Genomic DNA, 13267 nt, shown 5'->3' with positions numbered 1-13267 from the left:
GCGAGGCTAGTCCAGGAAGGTCCAGGTATCCGCGCCGTCGAAGCGCCGCACCCGCACCGCTTCCAGCAGCTTCGGATCGAAGTTGTTCAGGTTCACCCCATGCCGAGCCCCGGCCTCGGACTCCATCGGTTCCCAATGCGTGACGACGCCGCAGGTCTTGCAGCGGATCGTGCGCAAGGTCCGGTCGCCCTGGACGTACTCCGCCGTGTTCTGCGGGTGGCCCTCGATCCGTACGCTGCCGAAGCCGTAGTAGGCCCAGGTGCCTCCGACCCGGCGGCACAGCGAGCAGTTGCAGCGCGTTGCCGTCTCGGGCAAGTCGGGCAGTGTCAGGCGGACGGCGCCGCAGTGGCAACTGCCTTGGAGGATGGCTTCGTCGTTCACTGAATGCTCCTGGCTGGTGGTGTCCAGCCCGGAGCATAAGTTCAGTAGGTCAGAGGAACATCCCGCCAGACGCCTCGATGCGCTGCGCATTGATCCAGCCATTGGCCGGCTGCAGCAGCGAGGCGATCACGCCGCCGATGTCGTCGGGCTTGCCGGCGCGGCCCAGGGCGGTGATGCCGGCGACGAAGGCGTTCAGGTCGGCGTTGTCGCGGACGCGCCCGCCGCCGAAGTCGGTCTCGATGGCACCGGGGGCGACCACGTTGACGGCGATGCCGCGAGGGCCCAGTTCCTTGGCCATGTAGCGCGTCAGCACCTCGACGGCACCCTTCAGCGCGCCGTAGGCGGCGTAGCCGGGCAGGGCGAAGCGGGCCAGGCCCGACGAGATGTTGATGATGCGGCCTCCGTCGTTGATCAGCGGCAGCAGCTTCTGGGTCAGGAAGAACACGCCCTTGAAGTGGATGTTCACCAGTTCGTCGAAGACCTGCTCGGTCGTCTCGGCGATGCTGGCGTGCATGCCGATGCCGGCGTTGTTGACGAGGTGGTCGAAGCGCTCGCGCTGCCAGGTCTCGGCCAGCGCCTTCTTCAGGCTTTCCGCGAAGGCGGCGAAGCTGGCGCTGTCGCCGGTGTCCAGTTGCAGGGCCACGGCCTTGCGGCCCAGCTTCTCGATCTCGGCCACGGCGCTCTCGGCGTCGCCGCGGTGGCTGCGATAGGTCAGGATCACGTCGCCGCCGCCGCGTGCGACATGCAGCGCGGCATTGCGGCCCAGGCCGCGGCTGCCGCCGGTGATCAGGGTGATGGTGGAAGTTGCTTGGCTCACGGTGATCTCCTCGTTGCGATGGACCGAACTTTATTGATCGATCCAGAACTGATAAAGAACGAGAATTCGATTTATCTGTTCTGGAATTCAAGACCAATGCCATGAGCCTGATCACACAGATCCAGACCTTCCACCGCGTCGCGGAGCTGGCCAGCTTCACCCAGGCAGCCACCAGCCTCGGGCTGCCGAAGGCGGCGGCCTCCACCGCCGTGCAGGCGCTGGAGGCGCACCTGGGCACGCGGCTGCTGCACCGCACGACGCGCAAGGTACAGCTGACGCAGGACGGCCAGGCCTTCTACGAGCGCAGCAAGGACCTGCTGGACGACATCGACGAGCTGACGACGATGTTCCAGCAGCAGGGCGGTCTGGCCGGCCGCGTGCGGGTGGACATGACGACCGGCCTGGCCAGAAACGCGGTGCTGCCGCGCCTGCCCGAGCTGCTGGCCGAGCATCCGCTGCTGGAGCTGGAAGTGAGCAGCACCGAGCGCCGCGTGGACTTGGTGCGCGAGGGCTTCGACTGCGTGGTGCGCGCCGGCCCGGTGGGCGATGCCAGCTTGATCGCGCGGCCGCTGGCCCAGATGCGCATGGCCAACTGCGCCAGCCCCGCCTACCTGAAGCGCCATGGCGTGCCGAAGGCGCTGGGCGATCTGTCAAGTCACCTGTTGGTGCATTACGCCGGCACGCTGGGCGCGCGACCCGTCGGTTTCGAGCGTGAGGACGGCCCGGCCATTGCGATGACCGGTGCGGTGACGGTCAACAACGCCGATGCCTACCAGGCCGCCTGCCTGGCCGGGCTGGGCCTGATCCAGGTGCCCGTGGCCGGCGTGGCGGAACTGCTGGCACAGGGGCAACTGGTGGAAGTGCTGCCGCAGCACCCGGCGCCGGCGATGCCGCTGAATCTGGTCTACGCCAACCGGCGCAACCTCTCGCGGCGGGTGCGGGTGGTGATGGACTGGCTGGCCGCCGTCATTTCGCAGCACCTGGAAGCGGCTTCGACCCTGCCACCCGCGCCGCCGCGGCCGGCCCGCTCAAGGTCAGCCAGGTCAGCACGAGCGCGATGAGCGCGCCGGCGAACATGCCCATCACCATCGGCAGCGGCTTGCCCTGGATGAAGGGGCCGCTGGCCGCCATCAGCACCGCGCCGGTCAGCATCTGCACGGTGCCGAGCAGGGCGGAGGCGGTGCCGGCCAGCTCGCCGTGCTCCTCCAGCGAGAGCACCGAGGTCAGCGGAATCACCAGGCCCATGAAGGCGCTGGCCACCAGGTAGCCGACGATCAGCACGGCCAGGCTGTCGCCGCCGGCCAGGAAGTAGCCCAGCAGCGCCAGCACCACCAGCGCACAGGCGCTGGCCGCGACCTTGACGACGGGCACCATGCCGAAGCGCTCGCCCAGCTTGCCGCACAGCTGCGAGACGCCGATGAAGGAGGCCGCGTTCAGCGCGAAGGCGAGGCTGTATTGCGTGGGCGTCAGGCCGTAGTGGCCGATCATCACGAAGGGCGAGTTGGCCAGATAGATGAAGAAGCCGCTGATCGCGAAGCTGCCGATCAGCACCAGACCCATGAAGTGGCGGTCACGCAGCAGCAGCCAGTAGCCGCGCAGTGCGCCGCCGAGGCTGCTTTCCTGCCGCTCCTCGGGGCCGCGGGTCTCGGCCAGCACGGTGGCCATCATCACGATGCCCGCCGCGGCGGCGATCGTCACTGCCCAGAACACGCCGCGCCACGAGAAGGCGGCGATCACCGCGCTGCCGGTCAGCGGCGCCAGGATCGGCGAGACGCTGAACACCAGCATCAGCAGCGACATCAGCTTCGCCGCCTCGGTGCCCGTGTGCAGGTCGCGCACGATCGCACGCGGGATCACCATGCCGGCCGCCGCGCCCATGCCCTGGAAGAAGCGCAGCGTGATCAGCAGGTGCACGTCCGAGGTCAGCGCGCAGCCGATGGAGCAGGCCGCGAACAGCAGCAGGCCGAAGTACAGCGGCGGCTTGCGGCCCACCATGTCCGACACCGGGCCGTACAGCAGCTGGCCGAGGCCGATGGCGATGAAGAAGGCCGTCAGGCTCATCTGCACGCTGGCGCCGTCGGCGTTCAGCGCCTGGCCGATCGCCGGCAGCGCCGGCAGGTACATGTCGATGGCGAAGGGGCCGATGGCGGAGAGCAGGCCCAGCACGAGGGCCATCTTGAATAGGCGTGAGGTCATGCAGGCATTCTCCCAGGCCACAATTGCACTCATGAGTCCGACGTCCATCCAAGACCGCGCCGCCGAGTTGCGCGAACTGCTAAACCACCACGCCCACCTGTATTACGTGCTCGACCAACCGGCCCTGCCCGATGCCGAGTACGACAAGCTGTTCCAGGAGCTGCAGGCCATCGAGGCCGCGCAGCCGGAGCTGCTGACGCCCGATTCGCCGACGCAGCGCGTGATCGGCCAGATCCTGCCCGGCTTCACGCCGGTGCGGCATGTGGTGCCGATGCTGAGTATCCGCACCGAGACCGACACCACGGCCAACGGCGCTGTCGCCTTCGACGCGCGGGTGCGCAAGGAACTCGCGCTGGGCGAGGGCGAGCCGCCAGTCGAGTACGCGGCGGAGCTGAAGTTCGACGGCCTGGCGATGAACCTGCGCTACGAGAACGGCCGGCTGGTGCAGGCCGCCACCCGCGGCGACGGCGAGACCGGCGAGGACGTGACGCAGAACATCCGCACGATCGGCCAGATCCCGCTGCGCCTGAAGGGCGTAACGGCACCGATGCTGGAAGTGCGCGGCGAGGTCTACATGCGCCGCGACGATTTCGAGGCGCTCAACGAGCGGCAACTCGCCGCCAACGAGAAGACCTTCGTCAACCCGCGCAACACGGCGGCCGGCGCGGTGCGCCAGCTCGACCCGGCTCAGGCGAAGAAGAAGCCGCTGTCCTTCTTCGCCTACGGCCTGGGCGATGTGCAGGGCTGGGACATCCCGGCCACGCACAGCGCCATGCTCGATGCGTTCGCGGCGATGGGCCTGCCGGTGAGCGATGACCGCGCGGTGGTGCAAGGCGCCGAAGGGCTCGTCGCCTTTCACAAGGCCATGGGCGAGAAGCGCGACTCGCTGCCCTTCGACATCGACGGCATCGTCTACAAGGTCAACAGCCGCGAGCTGCAACAGAAGCTCGGCTTCGTCACTCGCGAGCCGCGCTGGGCGGTGGCGCACAAGTACCCGGCGCAGGAGCAACTGACGCGGCTCAACGGCATCGAGATCCAGGTCGGCCGCACCGGCAAGCTGACGCCGGTGGCCAAGCTGGAGCCGGTGTTCGTCGGCGGCACGACGGTCAGCAACGCGACCCTGCACAACGTGTTCGAGCTGCGCCGCAAGGGCGTGCGCATCGGCGACACGGTGATCGTGCGCCGCGCCGGCGACGTGATCCCGGAGATCGTCGGCAAGGTCGCCACCGAACACGCGGCCTACGTGCCGAACTTCCACATGCCCCGCACCTGCCCCATCTGCGGCAGCAAGGCCGAGCGCGAGAAGGGCGGCATCGACTACCGCTGTACCGGCGGCCTGTTCTGCCCGGCGCAGCGCAAGCAGGCGATGCTGCACTTCGCCGGCCGCCGCGCGCTGGACATCGAAGGCCTGGGCGACAAGCTGGTGGACCAGCTCGTGGACGGCGGCATCGTGACCAGCCTGCCGGGCCTCTACAAGCTGGGCGTGGCCAAGCTCGCCGCGCTGGAGCGCATGGCCGAGAAGAGCGCGCAGAACATCGTCGACGCGCTGGAGGAGAGCAAGAGCACGACCCTGGCACGCTTCCTCTACGGCCTGGGCATCCGCCAGGTCGGCGAGACCACGGCCAAAGACCTGGCGCGCCACTTCGGCTCGATGGACAAGCTGATGAAGGCCAGCATCGAGGAACTGCTGGAGGTCAACGACGTCGGCCCCATCGTCGCGGCCAGCATCCACACCTTCTTCGCGCAGCCGCACAACGTCGAGGTCGTCGAGCAGCTGCGCGCGGCCGGCCTGCACTGGGCGGAAGGCGAGGGCGCCAATGCCAACGTCGGCCCGCGCCCGCTGCTGGGCAAGACGCTGGTGCTGACCGGCACCTTGCCGACCCTGTCGCGCGACGAGGCCAAGGAGCTGATCGAGGCGGCGGGCGGCAAGGTCAGCGGCTCGGTGTCCAAGAAGACGACGTACGTGATCGCCGGCGAGGAGGCCGGCTCCAAGCTCGACAAGGCGCGCGAGCTGGGCGTGGCGGTGCTGGACGAGGCGGGGCTGCGCGAGCTGCTGCAGGCGCTCTCCTGACGAAGCTCGTAACAAGGCTCGTAGCAAAAGTTCACAACTTTGCTGGCAAGTAGCAGCGGGTGGCTGCCGATAAACGAGACAGGTGCCGCCGTTGCCGATGCGAGGCGTGACGGCCGGCCTCTGTCTTCGTTCGATCAACAGCCTCGCCAGGAGCGTCCACCATGATGCTGCTCGATGTGGGACAACGGCTGGATTCGTTCATGCCGATTCGACAGACCACCGATGCCTCCGGCGCGTCCTCGGAGCGCCGCCGGGCCTACGACGATGGTGACAACTCGGTGCAGGGCGGGCATTCGCACGGCCACCGCCGCGACCGCGCCGGCGGCCTGGGGCAGGCGCTGCGGCAGACGCTGGACCAGCTCGGCATCAGCGTCGGCGGCCGGCGGGATGGTGGTTCGTCGGGCGGCACGTCGACCGGTACCACGACGACGACCACCATCACGATCACCATCACGACGAGCACCGGCGCCAACCCGGCCGTGAACACGACGACGGGCGGCTCCGCGCCGACCACCACCACGCCGGTGACCACCCAGCCGGTTGCCACCACCGACGAGCCGGAGACGACGACTCCGATCAAGACTCCCGCGGCATCGACGTCGCCCGTCCCCAATACCGATGGCGACACCGACACCGCTCCGTCCGCCTCCCGCGCCGACCTGCATGCGCTGATGCACGCGCTGTTCCAGGCGGTGCGCAGCGAGGCCCGGCACGGCAGCGGGCACGGCCTGTCCGACGCGCTGGGCAGCCTGGCCGCCGACGCGGCGAACGGCACGGCGCCGTCCGCGTTGCAGGATGCCTTTGATCGCCTGACCGGGGGCGATTCTTCGGATTCGACCTCGGCCGACGGCAGCACCCCGACGCTGCAGCAGTTCCTGCTGGCCCTGCAGCAGAACCTCGGCGGCAGCGACTCGGGCACTGGCCACACCTTGCCCTACCAGCCCACCGGCAACCTGCTGGCGATCCTGGCCTGACCGTTCAGATCCGGCCAGCCTCGCAGGCTGCCACCACCTCGTCGACCCACGCCCGCACCTTGGCCGGCAGGAAGCGGTTGGAGGGATAGAGCAGCCAGCACAGGCCGGCGTAGTCGGTCAGGTGCTCCCAGTCGGACAGCACCTCCACCAGCGCGCCGCTGGCCAGTGCCGCGCGCGCGGTGAATTCGGGCAGGCTGGCGATGCCGAGGTCGGCCAGGGCTGCCTCCAGCCGCACTTCGCTGTGGTTGGCCACGTAGCGCCCGCTGACCTTGATGCTGGCCTGCTCGCCCCCGCGCCGGAAGCGCCATTGCCGGTCTGAATCTACCTCGCCCAGGTACAGGCAGCTGTGGTCGGCGAGGTCTTGCGGGTGCGCGGGCCTGCCACGCCGGGCCAGGTAGCGCGGCGAGGCGCAGACCAGGTGCCGCATCCGCATCAGCGGCCGCCCGGCCAGGCCGGCAGGCGGGGTCTCGGTGATGCGCAGCGCGAGGTCGACGGATTCCTCGAACAGGTCGACCTGCCGGTCGGTGATGACCAACTGCACATCCACCTCGGGATACTTGGCGAGGAAATCGGCCATCAGCGGATGGATCACCTGGCGGCCGATGGCCTTGGGCATGCTCACGCGCACCAGTCCGCGAGGCGTCGCCGCTTGGCTGTCGCTCAAGGCCATCACCTCGCGCGCCGCGCCCATCATGGCCTGGCAGCGGCTGTAGGCCGCTGTGCCGGCTTCCGTCAGGCGCAGCTTGCGGGTGGTGCGCTCCAGCAGCCGCACGCGCAGCACGCCCTCCAACCGCGCCACCTGCCGGCTGGCCGCCGAAGGCGCAATGCCCAGCTCCCGCGCTGCCGCCGAGAAACTGCCCGCTTCCACGACACGGGCGAACACGGCCATGTCGGTCAGGGAGTTCAAGGCGGTATTGATGCTCATGGCGCACAAGTGCTGGATAGATTCTATGGATTATCAATAGCAGCGGTTGAATGAACAATGCCGTCATGTCTGCATCACACCGCCTTCTTCGCCTGTCCGACCTGACCCTGCTGGCCGTGGCGGCGGTCTGGGGCACCAGCTATGGCGTGGCCAAGCTGGCCCTGAGCTTCTATCCGGTGCTGGGCTTCCTGGCGCTGCGCTTCGGCATCACCTTCGTCCTGCTGATGCCTGCGCTGCTGCGGGCAAGCGCTGCCCAGCGGCGCGATGCGCTGCGCATCGGCCTGCCGCTGGGGGCGCTGATGCTGGGCATCTTCCTGTGCGAGACCTTCGGCGTCGCGCACACGCAGGCCAGCAACGCGGCCTTCCTGATCAGCCTGTGCGTGGTGTTCACGCCGTTCGCCGAATGGGCGCTGCTTGGCCGGCGGCCGGTGCTGGCCTTGTTCGGCTTCGCCGGAGTCTCGTTCGCGGGCGTGGCGTTGCTGTGCGGCGGCTTCGGTCGGCTGAATGGGGGTGATGGCCTGATGCTGCTCGCCGCCGTGCTGCGGGCCGTGACCGTCTGCCAGACGGCCCGGCTCACCCGCCGCCGCGAGGTGTCGGCGCTGGCTTTGACCGCGGTGCAGTCGGGTGTGATCGCGCTGGGCTGCCTGCTGCTCGCCTTGGCCACGCCGAGCGGCTTGCCGAAGCTGCCCGAACTGCCCGGGGCTGGCGCGTTCTGGATCGCCACGGTCTACCTGGTGGCTGGTTGCACGGTGTTCGCCTTCTTCGCGCAGAACTGGGCGCTCAAGCACAGCGCGCCCAGCCGTGTGGCCCTGCTGATGGGAAGCGAGCCGGCCTTCGGTGCGCTGTTCGCGGTCCTGTGGCTGGGTGAACGCCTGAGCGCCATAGGCTGGCTGGGCGGCGGCCTGATCGTGCTGGCGGCGCTCTGGGCGACGCTGCGGCCTGAAATGGGCAGCCAGGACGGCAAGGACCTGAGCGAAGCGGCGCTTACAGCTTCGCACTCATCTTTACCTGACGGCCGCCACCGGACTCCCGATTTGTGCTGAACTAAGCGCACGCGCGCCCGGAGCTTCCGGGAATGCGCTCAACGGAGTCGATGATCATGAAGTTCCAACGCAATCTTTCCCTGCGCGCGCTCGCTGCAGCCGCGCTCGCCGTGGCGATGGCCGCGGCGCCTGGTCTCAGCCAGGCCTATGGCCGTGGGTACCACGGTGGATATCACGGCGGCTACCACGGCGGCGGCTGGGGTTGGGGTCCCGTCTTCGGCCTGGCGCTGGGCGTGGACCTGGCGCTGGCCTCGCGACCGTACTACGGCTACTACGACTATCCGAGCACGGTAGTCGTCCAGGCGCCGCCGCCACCGGTCATCGCCTATGAAAGCCGCCCGGCACCGCCGCCCGTCAGCAGCGCGCCGGAACCGGTCATCTACCCGCGCAACGGCCAGTCCGCCGCGCAGACCGAGACCGACATGCGCGAGTGCAACACCTGGGCCACCCGCCAGCCGAAGGCGATGGCCGACGGCAGCGTGTTCCAGCGCGCGACGGCCGCCTGCATGGACGGCCGCGGTTACTCCATCCGCTGAAGTACTGCGTTAGCCACTGACGGCAGCACCGCCGCCGGGCCCAGCAACAGGGCCCGCGCGGCGGTTTGCTTTTGGGCCGGCGTCATCTCCACCAGCGGCGCGAAGTCCCCGGCCACCTGTGTCGCCACCGGCAGGCCGTCGCGGTACAGCACACGGTTGCCGGCGGTGCGCGGCAGCCTGGGCCCAGGCAGCAAGGTGCCGAGCAGGTTGGCCGGATCGGCGGCGGCGAGGCAGATCCACGGCGCGTCCTCGGCCAGCGGCCGGCGGCGGATCTCCCGCATCCGCGCCACCGCCTCCGGCAGCGCGAATTGCTCGCCCGACAAGCCGGCGATGAAGCGTCCGCCGCGCAGGTCTCCGCGTGCCTCCAGCCGTCGGCAGACGCGCACCAGCTCCCGCCACGGCGGCAGCCAGGCCGCCTCGCGCTCCAGCAGGCGCCAGGCGATCACGCCGTAGCGGCGCAGCAGCGTGCGCACCAGGTGCTCGATGTCTTCGGCCGCGGCGTCCTGGTGCTGAGGGCGGATCAAGGACCAGCGGCCGGCGTCCTCGATGCCCACCAGCGGCCGGCGCGAGCGATGCCGCGAGGCTGATTTGCTGACGCTGCGCTTGGACGGCGGCACCATCAGCGCCCGCAGCCCGGCAAAGCTGTCGCAACTGGCGCGCCCGCGCACGACCAGTTCGGCCAGCGCGTCCTCCAGCTCCGAGGGCAGCAGCCGCGTGCCCTGCAGCATCTCATCGAAGAAGGAGGCGCCGTGCATGGCCAGGTAGTCGCCCAGGCGCCGCGCCTTGTGGCCGAACTCTGTCTCGTCGGCCGGCGCCGGCGCGATGCGCGCCCACAACGCGGCACTGCGCCGTGGCAGCAGCAGCACTGGTGTGCCGCGCAGCGAGGTTCCGACGTTGCCGCTTGAACTGGACGTCAGCGGCCGCAGTCGCGTCCAGGTCGTGCGGCCGGCGGTGCACAGCTCATCCAGCCAGGCGCTCGAATAGTCGCGCAGCCGCGCCGGCAGGATCTCGGCCTCCCAGAGCTGGGCCGGCGCCTCGTAGCCCTCCAGCGCGGCCAGCACGGCGGGCAGGGCCTCGGCGCCTTCGAGCTGGCTGCCGGGGCCGATCTGCTGCCAGTCGAACAGGAAGCGCATGAAGTCGCGCGGCTCCACCGGCTCGATCTCGCGGCGCAGCCGCTGCAAGGTGTAGCGGTGGATGCGCGCGAGCAGATGGCGCTCGCACCATTCGACTTCTACGGCGCCTGGCGTGAAGCGTCCGTGCATCACCGTGCCTTCGGCCTGCAGTGCCAGCAGTGCGGCTTCGATAGCGGCGGGCGGGTGCTGCAACTGGGTAGCCAACGCCAATGCGGTGACCGGGCCGAGGCCCCCCAGGCGTGCCCGCAGCAACTCACGCAGCGGGTCTTCCGGCACCGCGGTGTAGCCGGCGGGCGCGTCGATCGGTGGTGCGATCGTCGTCTGCGAATACAGCGCCCGCACGCCGGCCAGCCGCTCCGCCACGGTCCAGAGGCCCATCTGTTCAAGCCGCGTGGCCCGCTGTGCGCCAGCGAGCGCCTGCAGCCAGCCGGCCCAGCCCTCGTTCGCGGCAACCTCGGCATCGGTGACCACGCCCAGCATCTCCACCGCCTCATGCATCTCGTCGGCCGTGCGCGGCTGCGGCCAGGCCTCGTCGCGCACGGCCTGGATCGCCTCGGCATCGAGCCGGCCCAGGTCGTCGCCGCTCTCCGGATCGGCATAACGGCGATTCTGGACGGCCTGCGTGCGGCGCTCCTCGATGGGCGCGTCGTCCAGGTAGGCGTAGGGCTTAGCCGTCAGCGCCTCGGCGGCGAGCGGCGAGGGCGCGGGCAGGTCGCGCGCGATCACCTCGATGCGGCCGGCTTCCAGCTCGCGCAGCAGCGCCAGCCAACCCTCGGCGTCCATCGCCTCGTGCAGGCAGTCGTCCAGTGTCTGCGCGACCAGCGGATGTTCGGGGATCTCGCGCTCGCCGGCGATGTTTTCCAGGCAGGCGACCTGGTCGGGGAATACCGAGGCCAGCAGGTCTTCGGACTTCATCCGCTGGAGCTGCGGCGCCACCTTGCGCCCGCCCTGCATGCGCGGCAGCGCCAGCGCCGTGGTCGCGTTCCAGCGCCAGCGCACGCCGAACAGCGGCGAATCCAGCAGCGCCTGCACCAGCACGTGCTCGGCCGTGGCGCTGTTCAGGTAGCGCGCGACCTCGGCCAGCTCGAAGCTGTGCGCGGTGGACAGCGAGAGCTGGATCGCGTCCTCGGTGGCCGCGGCCTGCAGCTCGAAGTTGAACTGGCGGCAGAAGCGCTTCCGCAGCGCCAGGCCCCAGGCACGGTTCAGGCGGCTGCCGCGCGGCGAATGGACGATCAGCTGCATGCCGCCCGACTCGTCGAAGAAGCGTTCCAGCACGATGCGGTCCTGCGTGGGCAGCACGCCGAGATCCTTCAGCGCGCGGCCCAGGTAGTCGACCAACTGCTGCGCCGCGGCCTCGGGCAGGCCCAAGGTGCCGACGGCCCAGGCGAGCGGGTCGCCCTGGTGCCGCTCGAACTCGGCGCGCAGCCGGGAGACGGCGAACGACAGCTCGTCGCTGCGCCCCGGCGCTTCGCCGAGCCAGAACGGGATGTTCGGCGCCGCGCCCTTGGCGTCTTCCACGCGGACGATGCCGGGCTGCACGCGCAGGATCTTGTAGCTGGTGTTGCCGAGCTGGAACACGTCGCCGGCCAGGCTCTCGACGGCGAAGTCCTCGTTGACGGTGCCGACCTTCTCGGCCTGCGGCTCCAGCATCACCGTGTAGTCGGCCGCCTCGGGGATCGTGCCGCCGGAGGTGAGCGCGGTCATGCGCGCGCCGCGCCGCTCGCGCAGGTGCCCGTGGACCGCGTCGCGGTGCACATAGCTGCCGCGTGGGCCCTGGCGAGTCGAGAAGCCGTCGCTGACCATGCGCACGACCTCGTCGAAGCGTTCGCGATCCAGCGCGCGGTAGGGCCAGGCGCGGCGCACCAGCGCGAAGAGCGCGTCCTCGTCCCACTCGCGGCAGGCGACCTCGGCGATCAACTGCTGGGCCAGCACGTCCAGCGGCGCATCGGGCACTTTCAGCGCGTCGAGCTCGCCCCGGTTCACGGCATCGAGCAGCGCGGCGCATTCGACCAGTTCGTCGCGCGTCTGCGGGAACAGCCGCGCCTTCGGCGTGCCGCCCACCGCATGGCCCGAACGGCCGGCGCGCTGCAGGAAGGTGGCAATCGAGCGCGGCGAGCCGAGCTGCACGACCAGGTCCACGTCGCCGATGTCCAGACCCAGCTCCAGCGAGGCGGTGGCCACCAGCAGTTTCAGCTCGCCGCGCTTGAGCCGCTGCTCGGCCGACAGCCGCGCCTCCTTCGACAGGCTGCCGTGGTGCGCCGCCACGGCCTCCTTGCCGAGCCGCTCGCCCAGGTGCCGGGCCGCGCGTTCGGCCATGCGCCGCGTGTTGACGAAGACCAAGGTCGTGCGGTGCTGGACCGCGAGTTCGACAACGCGGTCGTAGACCTGCTCCCACTGGTCGTTGGACATCACTGCGACAAGCGGCGTCGGCGGCACCTCGAGCGCCAGGTCGCGCTTGCGGGAATAGCCGATATCGACGATCTCGCAGGGCTCGTCCGCATTGCCGGTGAGGAAGCGCGCGACCAGCTCGATGGGCTTCTGTGTGGCCGACAAGCCGATCCGTACCAACGGCCGCGAGCACAGCGCCTGCAACCGCTCCAAGGTCAGCGCCAGGTGGCTGCCGCGCTTCGTCGCCGCTACCGCATGGATCTCGTCGACGATCACCGTGCGCACCGTCGACAGCAGCCGCCGGCCCGATGCCGACCCGGTCAGCACGTACAGCGATTCGGGTGTCGTCACGAACACATGCGGCGGCCGGCGCAGGGCCTGCGCGCGCTCGTTGGCCGGGGTGTCGCCGGTGCGCACGGCGGTACGGATCTCGACGTCGGGCAGGCCCATGGCCTTCAGGTCGGCGCGGATGCCGGCCAGTGGCGCTTCCAGGTTCAGCCGGATGTCGTTGGACAGGGCCTTCAGCGGCGACACATAGACGATCGCGCACTCGTCCGGCAGACCTTCAGGCGTCTCCAGGCCCTTGCGCACCAGCGCGTCGAGCGCCGCGAGGAAAGCCGTCAGCGTCTTGCCGGATCCCGTCGGTGCCGCCACCAGCGTGTGCCGCCCCGCCTGGATCGCCGGCCAGGCGGCAGCCTGCGCCGGCGTGGGCGCAGGGAAGGTCCGGTCGAACCAGGCCTGGACGGCGGGGTGGAAGCTGTGCATGGCAGGAGCTTGCCACGTCGGGGCGCGGGCGGCGGGTT

10 protein-coding genes are annotated in these 13267 nt (G+C 69.9%); 5 read left to right on the top strand and 5 right to left on the bottom strand.

The features are described from left to right. Positions 1-6 precede the first annotated feature (6 nt). Both SNE35_RS13950 and SNE35_RS13945 read right to left on the bottom strand, forming a co-directional pair. Positions 7-381, bottom strand: coding sequence for a GFA family protein (locus SNE35_RS13950; protein WP_320423523.1), 375 nt, complete (start codon positions 379-381; stop codon positions 7-9). 49 nt (positions 382-430) lie between these two features. Continuing rightward, the gene (locus SNE35_RS13945) at positions 431-1198 is read right to left on the bottom strand and encodes an SDR family NAD(P)-dependent oxidoreductase (RefSeq protein ID WP_320423522.1); all 768 of its coding nucleotides are present in this window, start codon (positions 1196-1198) and stop codon (positions 431-433) included. Positions 1199-1299: 101 nt separating this feature from the next. Here SNE35_RS13945 and SNE35_RS13940 point away from each other — a divergent pair, with 101 nt between their 5' ends. After that, positions 1300-2259 carry a LysR family transcriptional regulator gene (locus tag SNE35_RS13940; protein ID WP_320423521.1) on the top strand — a complete coding sequence of 320 codons (960 nt, stop codon included), beginning with the start codon at positions 1300-1302 and terminating at the stop codon, positions 2257-2259. Here SNE35_RS13940 and SNE35_RS13935 read toward each other — a convergent pair. Continuing rightward, entirely contained in the window at positions 2165-3394 is a 1230-nt protein-coding gene (locus tag SNE35_RS13935) for a multidrug effflux MFS transporter (RefSeq protein ID WP_320423520.1), read from the bottom strand. The two genes, SNE35_RS13940 and SNE35_RS13935, sit on opposite strands and share 95 nt — an antisense overlap. 31 nt (positions 3395-3425) lie before the next feature. On the opposite strand from SNE35_RS13935, the gene ligA reads away from it, so the two are divergent. Beyond that, a complete protein-coding gene (ligA, locus tag SNE35_RS13930) occupies positions 3426-5465 on the top strand; it encodes an NAD-dependent DNA ligase LigA (protein WP_320423519.1) in 2040 nt (679 codons plus the stop codon). Positions 5466-5626: 161 nt separating this feature from the next. Further along, positions 5627-6439, top strand: a complete 813-nt coding sequence (locus tag SNE35_RS13925; RefSeq protein ID WP_320423518.1) for a hypothetical protein — start codon at positions 5627-5629, stop codon at positions 6437-6439. Positions 6440-6443: 4 nt separating this feature from the next. Here the strand turns inward: SNE35_RS13925 and SNE35_RS13920 are convergent, their stop codons facing one another. Further along, positions 6444-7364, bottom strand: coding sequence for a LysR family transcriptional regulator (locus SNE35_RS13920; protein ID WP_320423517.1), 921 nt, complete (start codon positions 7362-7364; stop codon positions 6444-6446). A 65-nt stretch (positions 7365-7429) separates the two neighbouring features. Between SNE35_RS13920 and SNE35_RS13915 the strand changes: the two genes are divergently transcribed. Both SNE35_RS13915 and SNE35_RS13910 read left to right on the top strand, forming a co-directional pair. Next, on the top strand, positions 7430-8407 hold the full coding sequence (locus tag SNE35_RS13915) for a DMT family transporter (protein ID WP_320423516.1): 978 nt from the start codon (positions 7430-7432) through the stop codon (positions 8405-8407). A 56-nt stretch (positions 8408-8463) separates the two neighbouring features. Further along, positions 8464-8943, top strand: coding sequence for a hypothetical protein (locus SNE35_RS13910; RefSeq protein ID WP_320423515.1), 480 nt, complete (start codon positions 8464-8466; stop codon positions 8941-8943). Here the strand turns inward: SNE35_RS13910 and SNE35_RS13905 are convergent. Continuing rightward, positions 8928-13229 carry a DEAD/DEAH box helicase gene (locus tag SNE35_RS13905; RefSeq protein WP_320423514.1) on the bottom strand — a complete coding sequence of 1434 codons (4302 nt, stop codon included), beginning with the start codon at positions 13227-13229 and terminating at the stop codon, positions 8928-8930. The genes SNE35_RS13910 and SNE35_RS13905 overlap by 16 nt on opposite strands. Between the last annotated feature and the right edge of the window lie 38 nt (positions 13230-13267).

It is taken from the genome of Roseateles agri (assembly GCF_034043675.1).
In the GTDB taxonomy this organism is placed as follows: Bacteria; Pseudomonadota; Gammaproteobacteria; order Burkholderiales; family Burkholderiaceae_C; genus KK5.
The sequence above is the reverse complement of the archived record's forward strand: the minus strand, read 5'-3'. Positions and strand labels throughout refer to the sequence as shown.